Here is an 18,525-nt window from a genome sequence, read left to right on the forward strand (position 1 = left end):
TCGGCAGCTCCTACAGGGTTCTATGCTCGATGCGCGACGGCGGCGCGCCTATAGACATAATTTGCAGATTTATATCGGTGTTGGTTTTTTAAATATAGCTGTATTTTCCATTTCTTGGCTTTTAAACCCGATTTTTATCGTCTATAAAGGCGCCAACTATCGATTGTTCGATTCGACGCCTCACTGGAGCTCTGATCACCCATGACCACTCTCAACAGCACGCCACGCGCCGACGGTTTTCATATGCCCGCCGAATGGGCTCCGCAGACCCAGACCTGGATGGTCTGGCCTGAGCGCCCTGACAACTGGCGTCTGGGTGGCAAGCCGGTCCAGACTGCCCACGTTGCTGTCGCCAAGGCCATCGCGCGCTTCGAGCCAGTGACCGTTGCGGTTTCGGCTGCGCAATACGACAACGCCCGTGCGCGCCTTGATGTGCCAAACATCCGGGTGGTGGAAATCAGCAACGATGATGCTTGGGTGCGTGACACTGGTCCTACTTTCGTGATCAACGATAAGGGCGAAGTGCGTGGCGTCGACTGGGATTTCAATGCCTGGGGCGGTTTCGATGGCGGCCTTTATTCCCCGTGGAATCTCGATTCACAACTGGCCAGCAAAGTGCTGGAAATCGAAAGGTGCCCACGCTACGAAACTCCAGGCTTTGTGCTGGAGGGCGGCTCGATCCACGTAGATGGTGAAGGCACGCTTATCACGACCGAAGAGTGTCTGCTCAACCGTAATCGTAATCCGCACCTTTCCCGTGAAGAGATTGAAGCCGTACTCAGTGCCAATCTGGCGGTGGACAAGATCATCTGGTTGCCGGACGGGCTGTTCAACGACGAAACCGACGGGCATGTCGATAACTTCTGCTGTTACGTGCACCCTGGTGAGGTGTTGCTGGCCTGGACCGATGATCCCAAAGACCCCAACTACCCAAGGTGTCACGCCGCATTGAGTATTTTGGAAAACACCCGCGACGCAAAGGGCAGGGCATTCATCGTTCACAAGATGCCAATCCCTGGGCCTTTGTTTGCTACCGAAGAAGAATGCGCGGGCGTCGATCAGGTGCACGGCAGCCAGGAACGCAACCCTTCGGTGCGTCTGGCAGGCTCCTATGTGAACTTTCTGATCGTAAACGGCGGCATCATTGCCCCCAGCTTTGACGATCCGATGGACGAAAAAGCCTTTGAAATCCTGCAGCAACTGTTTCCAGAGCATGAGGTAGTCATGGTGCCAGGCCGTGAATTGTTGCTGGGCGGTGGCAACATCCACTGTCTGACTCAGCAGCAGCCCGCGCCTCATCGGGCCTGATTTTCAGGTCGCGGTTACAATCGCGTTACACAGTTGGCTCCGTTCTTGCTGTGATCAAGCCCATCCAGGTGATGGGCTTTTTTGTGGGTGACGCTTCTGACGTGCGACCTTCCGGATAGGTCGACGGCCAGTATTGAAACGTCCACTTCTTAGCCTTTCTGTCACAAAGCGTCAGTACATTGAGCCCCTCACGACTTAAGAGGTTGTCCTATGAACGCAGGTATAGAGCACCGCGCTCGTGGTTTGTCTGCTAGTAGCGAAGCGCGCCAGATGATGGCTGACTGGTTAAGGACGACCAGTATGCGTAAACCTCAGCGCCCGGATGTAAGGCAGATGTTGCTGCAGCGTTACCCGGCAGGCCTTTTTGATGAGGCCGAACTTGAGGCACTTTTAAGCGTGCTCAAGGACTGAGTACGGCGCTTCCCAAAGTGCTGAGCCAGACAGTTCTAAGCATAGAAAGTTTCGTAAATTGACAGTTTTATGACCGGCGGCTAGGATTCGTCTCCTCCGCCTGTGGCACTGCGCCATGTACGTGCATCAGTAGTCCACTGCGATGACTTCGTGCGGACTCCCCGAATATGACATTCGGGAGTCGCAGATAACCCCAGGGTTATCACCACAGCGCGTGATCAATTCGCGGAAAAAGGACGACTAGAAATGCTTAACAAACGCATCAGTTTGCTCGCACTGGGCCTTATCAGTGCTGGCCAGGTCATGGCAGACAGCCAGGCAGATTCCAAAGGCTTTGTAGAAGACAGCCACCTGAATCTCGCACTGCGCAACGCTTATATCAATCGTGATTACAAAAACGTCGCGCCGAACTCGGATCGCGCTGAGTGGGGCCAGGCGTTCACCGCCAACTTCGCATCCGGTTTCACCCAAGGCACCATCGGCGTGGGCGTCGACGCTTTCGGTCTGTACGCTGTTCGTCTGGACGGCGGTAAAGGCCGTAGCGGCGCTGGCGGTATCGACTTCTTCAAGAAGGGCGACAGCGGTGAAGCTGCTGATGATCTCGCTCGTGCCGGCGCTGCCGTCAAAGCACGTATCTCCAATACTGTCATCAAGTACGGCGACCAAATGCCTGCTCTGCCAGTCTTGAGCTATGACAACGGTCGTCTGTTGCCAGAAAGCTTCACCGGTACTTTGGTCACTTCCAAAGAGATCGATGGCCTGGAAATCAACGTGGGTCGCTTCACTCAGGAAGCCCGCAAGTCTGCTGAAGCGCGTGACAGCGGTCGCCTGAAAAGCATCAACGTTTACGGTGCCAGCTACAAGTTCACCGATGAGTTCACTGGTGCGTTCTACGCTTCCGACAACGAAGACGTGTTCAAGAAGCAGTACGTGAACCTGAACTACGTTTTTGCTCTGGCTCCTGATCAGTCGTTGACGTTCGACTTCAACGGCTACAAGACCAAGATGGACAAAAACTTCTCGGCCGCTACTGAAGCTGGCGCCCGCGACAACAAGATCTGGAGCCTGGCGGCTACCTGGGCTGTGGGTATTCACTCCTTCACCCTGGCGCACCAGCGCAGCACCGGCGAAACCGGCTATAACTACAGCGGCTACCAGAGCGCAGGCGGTTTCGGTGATGGTGGTAACACGATCTACCTGGCGAACTCCTACTGGTCCGACTTCAACGGCAAGGACGAGCGTTCTTGGCAAGCAGCCTACGGCGTTGACCTGTCCGGTCTGGTCACTCCAGGTCTGAGCTACAAGACGGCCTATGTGCGCGGTAGCAACATTGATGACGGCACTACTCGTGGCAATGGCACCGAGCGTGAAATCTTCAGCCAGCTGACTTACGTCGTACAAAGCGGCCCGGCCAAGGACTTGTCCCTGCGTCTGCGCAACTCCTTCCTGCGTGTGTCCAACAACGCCAGCGAATACAACGTTAGCGGCAACGAAACCCGTATCTTCGTTGACTACCCGATCAACGTTTTCTGATGATCGCGTAGGGGGCGTGTCGCGTTGCTGACGCTGCACGTCCTCGAGCAACACCTCGCATCACCGTGGGACTGGCTTTAGCCGGGAGGACGTTATTGCTGAAGCTGTATGTGCAGCGAATATACAAATCTTCTCCAGGCTAAAGCCGACCCTACAGCGCCTGGATACAATTTTCCCGTCTCAGGTCCGGCTACTATGTGCTTCAACTTAGCCTGACTCGGTCACTTCCCATGGCCCTTGCTGCACCCCCCGACCTTTCTGATACCGCCGTGCCTGTTCAGCCCTTGGCGCGTACCTACCCGCGTGGACGTTATATCGAGCCTCATGAGCATGTGTGGGGGCAGGTGCTGTACGCCACCTCTGGGGTGATGTGGGTTGAAACGCCGATGGAGGCTCTGGTTGTACCGCCGCAGCGTGCCGTGTGGCTGCCGCCAGGCGTAGTGCACGGGATTCGCGTCGTCACTGACTTGGAAATGCGCAACATCTACCTGCGCCCGGCCATTGCCGACACGCTGGAAAAAACCGTTCAGGTTTTTGAAGTCGGGCGATTGCTGCGTGAGTTGATTCTTGGGCTCGTCACTCAGGTTGATGATCAGGAGACTGAGTACTACGATGCATTGGTGACTCTGGCGCTTCTGGAGTTGCAGCGTGCCAAGCGCTCGATTCTCAAAATCCCCATGCCGGACAACTCGGACCGGCGTCTGCTGAGTCTTTGTCAGGCGGTCATGAGCGAGCCTTCTCTGGACATTGCGTTTGAGCAACATGCTGAAAATGCGGGTGCAAGCGTGCGAACGCTGGCGCGCCTGTTTCAAGGCGCGCTAGGGATGGGCTTCGCAGAGTGGCGCAGGCAGGTGCAACTGGCGACTGCTGTGGCCGAAATCATTCAGGGCGTTCCTGTCGGCACGATCGCCCGCTCGCTGGGCTATTCCCCGAGCAGTTTCAGCGACATGTTCAAGCGCGAGCTGGGCGTCGCGCCTTCGCAGTATTCTGTTCTGTAGGAGCGCGCTTGCCCGCGATCGCGTCAGCACAGGGAATATATTCATCGACGGCCAGACCGAATCGCGGGCAAGCGCGCTCCTGCAAGTCCCGTTTACTGTGGGACAGCGTGGTGCCAAGTCCCCTTCGTGTATTCACCCTGGCCGATAATCAGAAGTCCTTGGCCGATAGCTTTTCTTACCCGCCCCTAAACTGCGTGCATTAGCAAATTCTGCACGGGGTTCATCATGAGTTACCTCATTTCCATCGTCATTGGCATCGGCGTCGGCCTGCTCTACGGCGCTCTCGATTTCCGTTCACCCGCACCGCCTGCCATCGCACTGGTGGGTCTGACCGGCATGCTGCTGGGTGAAAAGCTTTGGCCAATGGGCAAGCAACTTGTTGCCACCTGGCTCTCCTGATCATTCATTTCTCACTTAAAGGGAGGCTTCCATGAAAGCCCTGCAATTTTCCAGAACCGGCGACCTTGAAGCGCTGCAATACGTCGACCTGCCAATGCCTGTGCCTGCTCAGGATGAAGTCCTGATCGAGGTCAAGGCGGCAGGACTGAATCCCAGTGACGTAAAAAACGTGCTCGGTCGTTTTCCTTACACCACCTTGCCGCGCGTGCCGGGTCGGGATTTTGCGGGCGTAGTCATTGAAGGCCCCAAGGAGCTTGTGGGACAGGAGGTCTGGGGCACAGGTAAAGAGCCAGGTTTCTTTCGCGACGGTTCTCATGCGCAATTTCTGACGCTTCCTGCCCAGGGTGTCGCGCTCAAGCCCAAGGCGTTGAACTTCAGTCAGGCGGCGAGTCTGGGCGTGCCTTACACCACCGCGTGGGATGCTTTGCAGCGCAGCCTGGTCACTGCGGAGACACGTCTGCTGGTCATCGGTGCCAACGGCGCAGTGGGTAGTGCGGCGTTGGCATTGGGCAGAATTCTGGGTGCCAGAGTGCTCGGCGCAGTGCGTCGTCCGGAACATATTGCTGTGCTGCAAGAGCAAGGCTTCGAAGGCATTCTGTTGGGTAAGCCAGAGGAATTGGCTGCGCAGGTCAATGGCGTCTTCCAGAGCGGTGCCGATGTGATCTTCGACACCACCGGCTTCTGGCTTCCGGCAGCAGTGCCTGCCTTGGCCACCTTTGGTCGAATCGCGATCATTGCTGCTCCGGCGGACGGCCATGTGCAACTGCCGTCATTAGCGCTGTACCGCAAAGGCGGCTCGGTGGTGGGGATCAACTCATTGCTTTACGACTGCAAAGCCTGCGCGAAGATGCTTGATCAGTTCGGCCGCTTCTTTGACGAAGGCACGCTGGAACTGCCTACCGGGCTGGTCGAGTCGCCGCTGAGCGAAGGCGTGGCGCGATACGATGAGGTGAATCAGGGCGCGGGGGAAAAAGTGATTCTTTTGCCGTAAGGCCATCACGAAGCAAGCACAGTATCTGTAGGAGCTGCCGAAGGCTGCGAAAGCAGCGTGTCAGGATGAATGCTTCGCAGCCTGCGGCAACTCCTACAGAAATGCCATTCCCATTCAATGGTTGGCATTTTGTTTGATGGGGGCGATGTTGTTAGCGATTGAACCGCTCTACCAGTGCCCGCAATCCACGGGAGGTGTTTTCCAGTTCCGTACCCCGCGCCACTGCGGCATTGGCGTTGCTGGCTGAGGTCTCGAACGTCGCTGCGACGTTATTGATCTGCCGGGAAATATCTTCCGCCACATGAGCTTGCTCCTCAGAGGCGGTCGCCATCTGGTGGCCCATGCTGCTGATGCGTGCAATGGCCTCGCGGATGCCCTGCAAAGCGTTTTGTGCTTCGATAACCTGCGCGACACCGTTGTCTGCTTCGCTAATACCGACCTGCGCAATACTCACCGCTTCGTCTGCACCTTTCTTCAAAGACTCGATGACCGCTTGAATCTGTTGGGTCGACTCGCGAGTCTTGCCTGCCAGTGCGCGAACCTCGTCAGCTACCACGGCAAACCCACGTCCTTGTTCCCCAGCCCGAGCCGCTTCGATTGCCGCATTCAGTGCGAGCAGATTGGTTTGATCGGCAATGGCCTGAATGACGCTGGCTGCTGACATGATCTGCTGGGTTTCGTTGGCCAGATTGTCGACCGCGTTACTGATGCTGGTCACCGTGCCTGCCAGGCGCTGAATGGCTTCGCGGGAGGTGCCTGCAACCCTGTTGCCTTGTTCTGCCAGCTCGTTTGCGGTGGTTGCCTCTGCGGCGGTGTATTGCACATGCTTGGCCACTTCATTGATAGACGCGGCCATTTCGGTCATGGCTGCGGCGGTCAGGTCGGTTTCCGCGCGCTGCTCCAGCAAGGCATGCTCACTTTGCGTGGACAGGTGCGAGGAATGTCCGGCTGCTTCCGATACTTGTGCCGCAAGGTCGCTCAAGCGTGTCAGCGCGGTGCGCAAGCGAGCATCTTCACTGACCAATACCATTTCAAGGCGTGCGCTGGTCCCGTAGGCGTCGCTGTAAGTCAGGGCGCTCACCGGGTCTGTGAACGCGCCTGGTGCGCTGCGAATGATGCCCGACAGTTGCTGCTCGAAACGCATGTGCGCCCAGCCGCCCAGCGCCAGAAACAACACGGCGGTGGCCACGTGGGCGACGATACCGGGGAAGAAAACGTTGACGCCTACGCCCAGAACGGCAGCAATGGCTGGCACCGCCATGACACTCAGGAACGCGGTCAGGTGACGTGAGCTGGCAACAGCCTTTTTGCCGCCTCGCAGCCTGGCATAGAGCGATTCGGCCCGGCTGACCTGTTCCCGCGTTGGCTTGACCCGCACCGACTCGTAACCGATCAGCCGACCGTCTTCGAGGATGGGCGTGACGTAAGCGCTCACCCAGTAATAGTCGCCATTCTTGCAGCGGTTCTTGACGATGCCCATCCAGCTTTTACCCGCTTTCAGGTAGCTCCACATCAGCCCGAACACCGCAGCAGGCATATCAGGATGGCGCACCAGATTGTGTGGGCTGCCGATAAGCTCGGCTTGAGAGTAGCCCGCAATTTTCGCGAACTCATCGTTGCAATAAGTGATTTTGCCCTTGGTATCAGTCGCTGAAATCAGGCGTTGTTCGGCAGGGAAAGTCTGTTCGGTTTGAGTGATGTGTTTGGCCATCTTCAGCATCCGTATGAAGTAACTTCAGGCACCGGTGAAATCCATTTCTAGCAAATGGGTTTGACCTACAGGAAATTCGGGTTAAGAGTTAAAAACTGTTAAATCAACAGGTTAAAAGCTTTTTTCGGCAAGCGCTCCTGTCTGGCGTTGAATCGCCACTGTATTGAGAGCTTCCGTGATGGCTGCATGCACACTCAAATGATGTGGGGAGTATAGATAGCGTCACGCGCTTATCAAATGTCGCGCCGATGGCCCTCAACTTGCTGTCTGGTGGCCTGCTATCGGCCTGACCCGGGCGTTCTGAAGGTGCGGATCAGCGTTTTGTATGGGGGCATCCTGTGACGCTTTTTTCGGACCCCTGACTGATGGAGCCCCCGAAACTTCGGAGGCAATGAAGACGCTACAGGGCTATCTCTCTACGAATCCTGAATCATTCGAGCGCCGTAAACAGTAATGTTTACGGCGTTTTTTTGTGCGCTCGATTCCCGGTTCAAAAATGCGTGCAATCGCATTTGTTGCATTCGCTACCGCCAGCTCACTTCATTTTTTTAGTGAACCTCATCACAAAATTTTTTCCTTGTAGGAACTTTCTTCGAATGAGCTGTCTGTTTCAGCGTTGATACACTTTGTTTAACTTTGTCATCTCTTGATGGCACTTTGCTGCTATTTGCTGGCATCTAGCCGGTATCAAAGCTTCCACTTCGCGGTTGCTGCTCTTCTTCTAGTCGGCGCACTTCAAACGCCCCCGGCATATCGATGGAATGTTTATGTTTGCTGCCCCACGGACGTGGTTGCCTTCGTGCGCCCTCATGTTTGCTTTTTGCTCGCCTGTGTTTGGTGCGACTCTGCCCACCCCAGGTGATCAGGACCTGATTCGTGATCGACAGAATCGCCTGATCGAAGAGCAGCGCCGTCGTCTTGAGGAACTCAAAGAGCTGCCAGGCTCCAGTGCAGAGCCGGCTAAACCCGCCTCGCCTGACGATGCGCGCTGCTTCCCGATCAAAACCATCGAACTGCAAGGTGCCGAACGTCTGGGCGGCGTTGATCGTGATCGGTTGCTCAAACCGTACATCGACCGTTGTCTGGCCGTTGCGGATTTGAATGAACTCCTCAAGGCCATTACCGCTTACTACCTGGATCAGGGGCTGGTCACCAGCCGTGCGTACCTGCCGCAACAGGATCTGTCCAAAGGGCATCTGATTGTGCTGGTGGTGGAAGGCAAACTCGAAAGCCTGAAAGGTGCGCCGGGCAGTAACGTGTCTGATCGCGAACTGGCGATGACCTTTCCGGGCGCTACCGGTGAGGTTTTGAACCTGCGGGAAATCGAGCAGTTGGTGGACCAGCTCAACCGCTTGCCATCCAGGCAGGCGCAGATGGAACTGACGCCCGGTGAGCAAGTAGGTGGCAGTCAGGTAGTGGTGCGCAACATTCCACAAAAGCCCTGGCGGGCGAACTTGTCGCGTAACAACAACGGGCAGAAGAGCACCGGTGAACAGCAGGTCAATGCCGGGCTGGAATGGGACAGCCCGTTGGGTATCGCGGATCAGCTGGTTTTGCGCGGCGGGCACGACTTGCTCAGCGACCACAAGGCCACCTCGAAAAACGCCATGGCTTATTACAACGTGCCGTGGGGCTGGTGGAACTTCAGTTACAGCTACAGCCAGAGCGAATACCGCTCGCAGGTGAAAGCGGATGATTTCAGCTTCAAGCAAAACGGTGAAAGCCAGAATCATCAGTTTCTGGCCGAGCGCCTGATCCACCGTGACGCGGTCAGCAAAACTTCGGTCAACGCCGGGCTGGCTCATCTGCGAACCAACAACTACATCGAAGACAGCAAGCTTGAAGGCAGCAGCAACCGGATTACTGAAGCCCAATTCGGTATCAACCACGGTCGGCGTATAGGCAACTCCTTCATTAACCTTGATCTGGGCATGCAACAGGGCATCGGCGCACTGGATGCGCAACGCGAAGCTCAGCAGCGTGACCAATTCGGCAACCTGACTCCCACTCCGCGCTATCGCAAATACACCGCCACCGCGAGCTATTTGCTGCCGTTCAACTGGCTCGGTGAGTCGTTCAGTTTCAGCAGCCTGGCCACGGGGCAGCGCAGTGAAGACGTGTTGTTCAGCTCGCAGCGCATCAGCGTGGGCGGGAGCTCCTCGGTGCGCGGCTACAAGGATCAGTTCTTGACCGGTTCCAGCGGTGGCTACTGGCGTAACGAACTGCGCTGGACGCGGCCGGTGACGCTCGACTGGTTGCGCCCGGTCGTTAGTCAGTACGGCACCAGCGTCGGTTATGACCAGGGTGTGATCAGCAACGATCGATACAGCGGCGGGTTCAACGGCCGGGTATCAAGCAACTCATTACAGCTGTTTGCCCGGGGTGAACACGTCAGCGCCAGTGTGACGTTCGCCCATTCGCTGGAGCGCCCAAGTGTGCTCACCGAGCGTGAGGCACCGATCTATTTCCAGGTCGACCTGTTTCTCTAATTAATCAAGTTTGTTGCCGCGAGACTTCGAAAATGGATGTTCATCAGTTTGCACTTCTGGCCCGCCAACCTTCCGCTGAGTTGAAGCCGCGCAAGCGCTTCCTTGGCGTGTCCAGACGTGCGCTGGCAGTGCTGATGATCAACGTCGTGTTCTGGCAACCGATCTGGGCGCAGGCTGCTGGCATCGTGGTCAGTGGTGGCACCAACACCACGGTGGGCCAGGCAGGCAATGGCGTTCCCGTCGTCAATATCGCAGCGCCTAACGCTTCGGGTCTGTCGCATAACCAGTTCAAGGATTACAACGTCGGCAAGGAAGGCGTGATCCTCAATAACGCCACCAATGCCGTGCAGAGCACTCAGTTGGGTGGCTATATCAACGGCAATAGCCAGTTGGGTGGCCGAGCGGCGGGGATCATCCTCAACGAAGTCAACGGCGGTAGCGCCAGCCAGCTCAATGGTTACACAGAGGTTGCCGGTCAAGCAGCGCGTGTCATCGTCGCCAACCCTTACGGCGTAACCTGTAATGGCTGCGGCTTTATCAATACGCCGCGTGTGACCCTCAGCACCGGTAAGCCAGTCCTGGACAGCACCGGCAAGCTCGATCACTTCGCCGTCGACGGCGGCAGCATCAACATTGAAGGCGACGGGCTCAACGCCAGCAACGTTGACCAGTTCGACCTCATCACTCGCTCGGCGAAAATCAACGCCAAGATCTACGCCAAACAACTGAACGTCGTAGCAGGCGCCAACAACGTTAATGCCGACACGCTGGCCACCACTGCACGTGCGGGCAACGATGCCGACAAGCCTGCTTTGGCCATCGACTCCTCAGCGCTGGGCGGCATGTACGCCAACACAATCAAGCTGGTGGGCACGGAACAGGGTGTGGGCGTCAAACTCGCTGGCGATATGGCTGCCAGTGGCGGAGACATGCAGATCGACGCCAATGGCCATCTGACCATGGCCAAGGTTGCGACGAGTGGCGCGGTCAAGGTCAACGCCGAGAGCCTTGATGCACAGGACGCTATCTACGCCGGAACCAGCGCAGACATCAAAACCCGTGGCACGCTCAAAAACCAGAAAGTGCTGGCCGCGCGCGACAGCATCACCCTGACCAGCGATGGGCAACTGAACAACAGCGGCACGATTCAGGCCGGCATCAATCCCGATAACTCCCGCAACGCCAACGGTGACGTCACCCTCAAAGCGAAGGCGATCAACAACACCGGCAATGTCATCGCCAGCCGTAATCTCACGGCTACAGCGACGCAGGGGCTGGTCAATAATGGCGGCACTGTCGCCGCCGGCCAGACGCTGAAGGCGACTGCCGCGACGCTGGATAATCAGAACGTTGGCCAGATCCTCAGCGATGGTCGCATGGAGCTGACCGCCGACAGTCTGCTCAACACCAGCAATGGCTACGTCAGCAGCGGTGGTGCGTTGACGGTCAACGCAGGCGCGATCAACAACCGTCTGGGCGTGATCGAAGGGGCTACCACGCTCACCGTCATCGCGAACAGCCTGGACAACACCCAAGGGCAGATCCGCTCGCTGGGTCGCACAGGCAAAACCAGCTTTGCCATCGGTAGCTCGCTCAACAACAGCAACGGCAAACTGGAAACGGCTAACACTGACCTGAGCCTTGCTGCGAGCAGCTTCCAGAACCTGGGCGGCAGCGTGTTGCATGTCGGCAGCGGCGCGCTCGATCTTGACGGTCTGAACCTCAACAACGCGGGCGGCAGTCTCGTTACGCAAGGCGATCTGACCTTCAAAAATGCCGCCTGGACCAACAGCAGCGTAATTCAGGCTGGCAACCTTAACCTCGACGTCGACAATTTCGAGCAGACGGCCACGGGCCAACTGCTTGGCACTAACAGCTTTGTCGGTAAAGGCCTCAGTTGGAACACCAACGGCGTCATCGCCAGTGATGGTGGTGTCGACCTGACCCTCAACGATCAGCTCACCAACAGCGGTCGTATTACCTCCGCGACCAGCCTTGGCATCAATGCGCCGCGAGTCAGCAACCTGGGCACGCTGGCAGCCGGTCAGGTGCTGGCGGTCGGCACTGGTAGCCTGCTCAATGACCATGCGCTGATTTTCAGCGGCGGCAATATCAGCTTGCGCGTTGATCAGTTGAACAACCGCTATGCGGATATCTACGCCATGGGCAACCTGAGCGTCGACCGTGACGGTCTGGGTGGGCTGGCGAGTCTGATCAGCAATAGCTCGTCGAATATGCAAGCTGACGGCACCGTGAGCCTCGCGGCGAGCACCATCGAGAATATCCGGACCATCCTGACTGTTGAGTCCGGGATCTACAGCGCTTCTATCACGCCTACCGCGTGCATTGAGGGTGTTACCGGGGGCGACTGCCGAGGCGGCAAAGAAAACCGCGTATTTCTGATCAGCCAGCGCGATCATCTGGCGGTCACCGAAGCCAGCGCTGCTTCGAGTATCACCTCGGGCGGCAGCATGCTGCTCACCGGCGGCAGCCTGAATAACAGCAGCAGTAGCATTGCTGCGGGCGGCGACCTTACCGCTATTTTCGATCAAGTCACCAACACTGCGATTGAAACCCACGACACCCAGACCGACCGTGTATTTGCGACCGTGCGTACACGCAATCCGGGCGGTTGGAACCAAATGGCTGCGGACTTCACGCGCAAGTATTCGCAGCAAAGTCCTTCTTATGACAAAAACGCGCTGGGTGGCCTGGAAGCCGGTTTGGCACGGTTCATCGGCACCACGCAAAACGAAGTACCGAGCAAGGCAAAAACTACTCAGCTGTCGGCACCTGATCAAAGCTATTCCGCAGTGATTCAGGCGGGTGGCACCGCTAACGTGCAGGCCACAAACGGCATCGACAACAGCGTCGTGCGCGGCGGCTACACCTACGTTGGCAGCGGTGCAAAAACGGATACCAACGAGCCGGGTTACTCCACCGTCGTCGCGCTCAATCCGCAGCTGCCACCGGATCAGACCCAGCAACCGGTCAACCCGATCGACCTGCCGGGCTTCAAGTTGCCCACCAGCCAGTTCGCGTCTAACCCGCAAAAGTACCTGATCGAAAGCGACCCGGCGTTCACTAATCTGGGCCTGTTCATGAGCTCGGATTACATGCTCGCCAAACTGGGCTACAACCCCGACGAAGCCCAGCGACGTCTCGGCGACGGTTACTACGAACAGACGCTGATCCGGCAAGCGGTTATCGCTCGCACCGGCCAGCGTTTCATTGACGGTCAAACCAGCGATGCCGGTCTGTTCAAGTACCTGATGGATAACGCCATCGCCAGCAAGGACGCCCTCAACCTGTCGGTGGGTGTGAGCCTGACTGGCGAGCAAGTCGCAGCGCTGACCCACGACATCGTGTGGATGGAGCAGCACGAAGTCGCGGGCCAGAAAGTACTCGTGCCGGTGCTCTATATGGCCCAGGCCAATAACCGTCTGGCCCCCAACGGCGCGCTGATTACTGGCAATGACGTTTCCCTGATCAGCGGCCAGAACCTCAATAACAGCGGCACCCTGCGCGCCACCAATAACCTCGGCGTGCGCGCTGGCGGTGACCTGACCAACTCAGGTCTGGTCGAGGCGGGCAACCAGCTGCAACTGCGTGCCAACAACAACCTGAGCAACACTGCTGGCGGTGTGATTGCCGGGCGTAATGTCGAGCTCGTTGCCGTCAATGGCGACCTGCTCAACGAGCGCAGCGTCACCACCCACCAAAGCGACAGCGGCTATCGCGCCGAGCGCACACAGTTCGTCAACAACGCCGCGCGCATCGAAGCCGCCGACACCCTGACGATGCAAGCCAAGCGCGACGTCAACAATATCGGCAGCGTGATCAAGAGCGGTGGCGACACCACTGTTCAGGCCGGACGCGACGTCAACATCGTCGCGGCTCAGCAAGACAGCAGCGGCGCAATCGGCACGCGTTCGAACCATCAGAACATCACCCAATACGGCTCCGTTGTAGACGCCGGTCGCGACTTCCAGGTCGTTGCCGCCCGCAACATCAGCGCCGTTGCCAGCCAGATCAGCGCCCAGCGCGACCTGGCATTGGGCGCTACCGAAAACCTCAACGTTGCCTCCGCGGCCGATGAGCAGCACTCCTACAGCAAGAGCAAAAAAGTCACCGCCCAGGAGGACCATGTCAGCCAGGTGTCGAGCGTGCTTACGGCGGGTCGCGATGCGACGCTGACCGCCGGGCAGGACATGACGTTGACTGCCAGTCAGGTAAACGCGGGCAACGAAGCCTATCTCGTGGCGGGCAATAACCTTGCCTTGCAGGCGGCTGAAGATCAGGACTACAGCTTCTACAGCAAGACCAAGAAAACCTCGTCCGGGAAGAAATTCCGACTGGATGAAACCAGTAGCACTACCAATGTCGGCAGCCTGGTCAGTGCCAATGGCGACAGCACTGTCGTTGCGGGCCAAAACCTGCTTTTGGCCGGCAGTGCCGTCACCTCTGAAAAAGGCGCTACACAACTGGTCGCCGATCAGGATGTACAGATTCTAGCTGTCACTGATTCCGCCACTGAGCGGCATGAGCGCAAAGAAAGTAAAAGCAGCTGGGGCGGCTTGAAGTCCAGCAAGGTCCAGACCAAGGTTGACGAGGCGACGACCAGCGCAGCGGGCAGTATGGTTGCGGGGGAAACTGTAAGCGTATCTGCTGGACGCGATGCGACGATTACGGGTTCATCTCTGGTCAGCACCGACGACTTATTGGTCGAAGCCGCTCGCGACCTGAAAGTGGATGCAGCGCAAAACACCTTCTCGCGCACTGACATGCACAAGGAGAAGAACCGCGACCTAACCGGGATCGTCACCGGCAACAAGCTCGGTATCGATGACATCACAGGCAACCAACACCTTTCTATCAGCAGCCAGAAACACAATGGCAAGGCGGCAGAAACCACCCTCAGTGGAAGCACCATTGGTTCCAGCAATGGCAACGTGGCGTTGATTGCAGGGCGCGATCTCAGGGTTAACGCCAGTGATCTGGTCAGCATCAAGGATATGACGTTGAGTGGTTCTGACGTGACCATTACGTCAGGAACACAAACAGCCAGCCAGAGCAGTGAAGACAAGTCTCGCAGCCTCGCGGTGGGTCGCGTCATTGGTGGCATGGCTGTTGATGCAGTCAGAACCATGCGCGACTCGGTCAAGGCTGCACAGGAAAGCGACGACCCACGTCTGAAGGCGGTCAAGGTTGCCCAAGGTATGTTGGCTGCTTACCAATTGGGCAGTACGGCATCCGATCTCATGTCGGATTCGCAGGAAGTAAGGGACGATACCCTGAGTAACGGTTCGGTTATCAAGATTGGCACCGAGCTAGCCAACACACGTAGTAAAAGCACCAGCGAATACAGCAGCGAGACCGCCAGGCAGAGCACCGTCAACGTCGGCGGTAATCTGGCCGTTGCGGCTAATGGTTCGGTTGCTGGCACCGAAGGAAACATCACGGTTGTCGGCAGCACTATCAAGGCGGCCAACACCGATCTCAAGGCCAAGGGCAACATCCTGTTGCTCAGTGCGCAGAACCGTGCCGATTGGGCAAACGACAGCAGCAACAACAAAACCAGCATTGGCGCGAGCTTCAATATTGGCGCGCAAAACGGTTTCACCCTCGACCTTGGTGCCCAGAACGCTAAAGGGAAGGGGACTGGTGGCTCTGTAACGCAGGTCAACAGCACTCTGGACACCGGTTCGCTGATGCTTGAAAGCGGCAACGACACTCGCCTTATCGGTGCTCAGGTTCGTGCCGACAGGATCAAGGCCAACATTGGCGGCAATCTGGAAATTGCCTCCCTGCAAGACTCCGAAACGCAGCGCAACAAGCAAAGCAGCGGTGGTGTGGGTGCAAGTATCTGTGTACCACCATTCTGCGTAGGTACGCCGGTCACCGCATCCGCCAACGTCGCACTGAGTGGCCTTAACAGCGATTACCGTGCGGTCGCCGAGCAGTCGGGACTTTATGCAGGCCAAGGCGGCTATGACATTCAGGTGGGCAAGAATACGGTGCTGCAAGGCGCGGTCATTGCCAGCGACGCAGCGGCCAGCAGAAACCGCCTCAGTACCGATCGCCTCATCACCAGTGACATCAAAAACATCAGCGAAATCGATAGCCATGCGGTCAGCGCGAGCGTATCGACTGCAGGTAATAGTCTATCTCCGGGCATGGTGTTTGGACTGAAGCTCGACGACGCCGATAAAAGCGTCACTCGCAGCGCGGTCAGCGCTGGTGAAATTGAAGTCCGAAGCGCCCAGGGTGGCGGTGATCTGGTTGGTCTGAATCGTGATACTGCTCATGCCAATGGTGCGCTCGACAAGCCCGATCGCGAGGCAATCGAAGAGCGTATGGAGTTGGTGCGCAGCTCCGTTACGCTGGTCAAGGACCTTTCAAGCACGATAGCGGCCGCCCGAACCAAGGCAGCCAAAGATCCTAACAGCGAAGAAGCAAAGCAGGCACGCCAACAGCTCGCCGCTGCGGGTAATACCGATCCATCCGATATAGAAATCAGTGATCAGGTTCAGCGCAATTATGGGACTGGCAGTAGCTTCCAGCGGGCAGCACAAGCAGCCAGTGGTGTCGTTCAAGGCGTATTGAGTGGCAACTTCGCCGGCGCACTGGCTGGCGGTGCAGCCCCCTACCTCGCTCACAGCATCAAGGAAATGACGGCTGGAGATGACAACGCCAACCTGTTCGCGCACGTGGTGTTGGGGGCCGTGGTTGCCCAGGCTCAGGGTAATTCGGCGCTTGCCGGTGGCACCGGCGCAGGTTTGGGGGAGTTGGTTGCTCGACAACTCTACCCGGACAAGCGTAGCGATCAACTGACCGAATCCGAGCGCCAGACCGTTTCCGCGTTGTCTACCCTGGCGGGTGGTTTGGCTGGCGTGCTTACGTCCGACAGTGATGTCAGCGCTATTGCCGGGGCATTGGCAGCTAAAAATGCCGTAGAGAACAATCACCTCAGTGCTATTGAGGATGTGACGCTCCGGAGCTTGAGAAAAGAGTACGCAGAGAAGTGCGCGGGCGGCGCGAAAAGCGACTCATGTGACAGCAAGAATAAGCAAATCATCGCGCTTGAAGAGAAAGCAAAGAGCGTCCTCAAAGAGGAAACTATTTATCTCGCCGAGGATATGGGGCGCGACCGGGTATTCACCACCGTTCCGGGTGAAATAATACCGTGCGCTATTTCCGGAAATAACATGTGTGTGGTGACGGATAAAGTCATCACTACAGGCCAGAACGCAGAGTGGGAGCTCGTTCCCGCAACGGCGGCTCAGGCCGTTATTGGTCGGGAGCGGCAGGCGGCTAGCGAGGCATCGTCCAAGGCCAGCCTGGAAAAAATAGCCGCTGATTTCTTCGACAGTGGTTGTGGTGGGATCGGTCCTTCCGCGACGGGGTGTCAGGCATATATGGCCCTCAGCGGTCTGCACCCGATCACGGGTCAACCGTTGTCCACTGCTGAGCGGGTCGCGTATGGAATAGGTTCTGCGGCAGGCGTGGCTGGCGGTGTAACTGCTGGCGTATCGGTTGTTCGTGGCTTCGGCGAGAAAGCTACCGTGCAAGCGGTAGGCGATGCGGCAGAGGTAGTTGCTCCGAAGCTGCCCTATGAAGAGATGGGGCCTTTTGTTCCTCAACTCAGTCGGTATGAGGACCGGATAAAGGTAACTCCTGTCAACGGTGGCTTGTGGACCGGCGCCAGAGGCGAGTCTAACTTTATATTCGACAATCCGGAGCTTGCGAAAATATTACCTGATGGCATTGCCTACAAGAATGCTTACCCGGACTTCTCACCGATTGCCGTACAGGAAGTACGCCTCCCTGGCCTGATTTCAACAAATCGAAATCTGAATTTCCGCCAGGCGAATAAGATGTTGGCGGAGAAGCTTGACGTTAAAACGTCAGATGTCGTGCGCTTTATGAAGGAACAGAAATATACTTGGCATGAAGTTGAGGACATGCGGACACTGCAATTAGTCCCCTCCTTTATTCATACCGGGAGCGTGGGGCCGATGGGCTTTGGCGTAAAGTATGGCCATCTGGGTGGCATTGCAGAGCGGAATTTGTTGGAGGCGACAAAAAGATGAGCAAGATTTCGGATCCCGATTTTGGTGAGCTGCAGTTCGATGAAATCTGGACAGGGCAGTGTGAGGTAGCACTGTTTGGCGAGGTGCTTGAGGTCGAGCTCATCGTCCAGACGTTTGATGATGATCCGATTTCGGAAGATCAACGGGCTGCGTACCGGGAATTCGAATCAAGCAAAAAAGCTATTTGTCAGCAGGTAGAGCAAGCCGTTTTCGATTTTTATACTGCAAACGTCGAAAGCTATCGTGAATGTTTTGATAGCGAGGAAGTCGATGTAAAGGCTCCAATAATCGACTCGATTGACGGGTTGCGGGACTTGGTTACGTTGATAAACGTAAAAGTTATGTTTGCCTTCGAAGACGGCGCACGCCAGATTGGTTTTGTATTTGACGCTACGTTCGATCCAGAGCTGGGTGTTGGGGTTCTCGTCACTAATGGTCTTGTTGAAGCGGTGGAAACTCAAGATTTTTTACTGGGCTGACAGTGCCGGAACCTGATGGCGGGGCTGCTCAAAAAACCAGCCCCGATCAGATAAAGGCGGATGGGGCTTATTTTAATAACCGCGAGTCTCATTTCTATCCGGGCACTCAAAGA

The 18,525-nt window shown here is 57.0% G+C and carries 10 protein-coding genes and 2 pseudogenes; 10 read left to right on the top strand and 2 right to left on the bottom strand.

Going from position 1 to position 18,525, the window contains the following annotated elements:
* From AUC61_RS00445 to AUC61_RS00475, 7 genes are all read left to right on the top strand, one after another.
* On the top strand, positions 1–205 hold a 205-nt coding region (locus tag AUC61_RS00445), incomplete at its 5' end, for a hypothetical protein (protein WP_243244002.1).
* Positions 202–1,308 (top strand): agmatine deiminase, encoded by a 1,107-nt coding sequence (gene aguA, locus AUC61_RS00450; RefSeq protein ID WP_243244004.1) that lies wholly within the window; start codon positions 202–204, stop codon positions 1,306–1,308. The genes AUC61_RS00445 and aguA, both read left to right, overlap by 4 nt.
* A gap of 210 nt (positions 1,309–1,518) precedes the next feature.
* Entirely contained in the window at positions 1,519–1,719 is a 201-nt protein-coding gene (locus tag AUC61_RS00455) for a hypothetical protein (protein WP_122667010.1), read from the top strand.
* A 246-nt stretch (positions 1,720–1,965) separates the two neighbouring features.
* Positions 1,966–3,252 (top strand): OprD family porin, encoded by a 1,287-nt coding sequence (locus AUC61_RS00460; protein WP_243244006.1) that lies wholly within the window; start codon positions 1,966–1,968, stop codon positions 3,250–3,252.
* Between the two features lie 230 nt (positions 3,253–3,482).
* Entirely contained in the window at positions 3,483–4,250 is a 768-nt protein-coding gene (locus tag AUC61_RS00465) for an AraC family transcriptional regulator (RefSeq protein ID WP_243244007.1), read from the top strand.
* A gap of 225 nt (positions 4,251–4,475) precedes the next feature.
* Positions 4,476–4,649 carry a DUF1427 family protein gene (locus tag AUC61_RS00470; protein WP_122667007.1) on the top strand — a complete coding sequence of 58 codons (174 nt, stop codon included), beginning with the start codon at positions 4,476–4,478 and terminating at the stop codon, positions 4,647–4,649.
* 31 nt (positions 4,650–4,680) lie between these two features.
* On the top strand, positions 4,681–5,640 hold the full coding sequence (locus tag AUC61_RS00475) for a quinone oxidoreductase family protein (RefSeq protein WP_243244008.1): 960 nt from the start codon (positions 4,681–4,683) through the stop codon (positions 5,638–5,640).
* Between the two features lie 151 nt (positions 5,641–5,791).
* Here AUC61_RS00475 and AUC61_RS26510 read toward each other — a convergent pair.
* Together AUC61_RS26510 and AUC61_RS26515 are read right to left on the bottom strand one after the other, a co-directional pair.
* Positions 5,792–6,283, bottom strand: a pseudogene (locus AUC61_RS26510) (methyl-accepting chemotaxis protein); the annotation flags it as partial.
* Positions 6,284–7,075: 792 nt separating this feature from the next.
* A pseudogene (locus AUC61_RS26515) lies at positions 7,076–7,360 on the bottom strand (PAS domain-containing protein); the annotation flags it as partial.
* An 800-nt stretch (positions 7,361–8,160) separates the two neighbouring features.
* Here AUC61_RS26515 and AUC61_RS00485 point away from each other — a divergent pair.
* From AUC61_RS00485 to AUC61_RS00495, 3 genes are read left to right on the top strand one after another with little or no spacing between them, the layout of a single operon-like run.
* Positions 8,161–9,840, top strand: a complete 1,680-nt coding sequence (locus tag AUC61_RS00485) for a ShlB/FhaC/HecB family hemolysin secretion/activation protein (RefSeq protein WP_243244011.1) — start codon at positions 8,161–8,163, stop codon at positions 9,838–9,840.
* A gap of 32 nt (positions 9,841–9,872) precedes the next feature.
* On the top strand, positions 9,873–17,933 hold the full coding sequence (locus tag AUC61_RS00490; RefSeq protein WP_243244013.1) for a hemagglutinin repeat-containing protein: 8,061 nt from the start codon (positions 9,873–9,875) through the stop codon (positions 17,931–17,933).
* Positions 17,930–18,412: a DUF6985 domain-containing protein gene (locus tag AUC61_RS00495; protein ID WP_243244014.1), complete on the top strand. Its 483-nt coding sequence runs from the start codon at positions 17,930–17,932 to the stop codon at positions 18,410–18,412. Before AUC61_RS00490 ends, AUC61_RS00495 begins: the two co-directional genes overlap by 4 nt.
* Positions 18,413–18,525: the final 113 nt, after the last annotated feature.

Source organism: Pseudomonas maioricensis, from assembly GCF_022790535.1.
Classification (GTDB): Bacteria; Pseudomonadota; Gammaproteobacteria; order Pseudomonadales; family Pseudomonadaceae; genus Aquipseudomonas; species Aquipseudomonas maioricensis.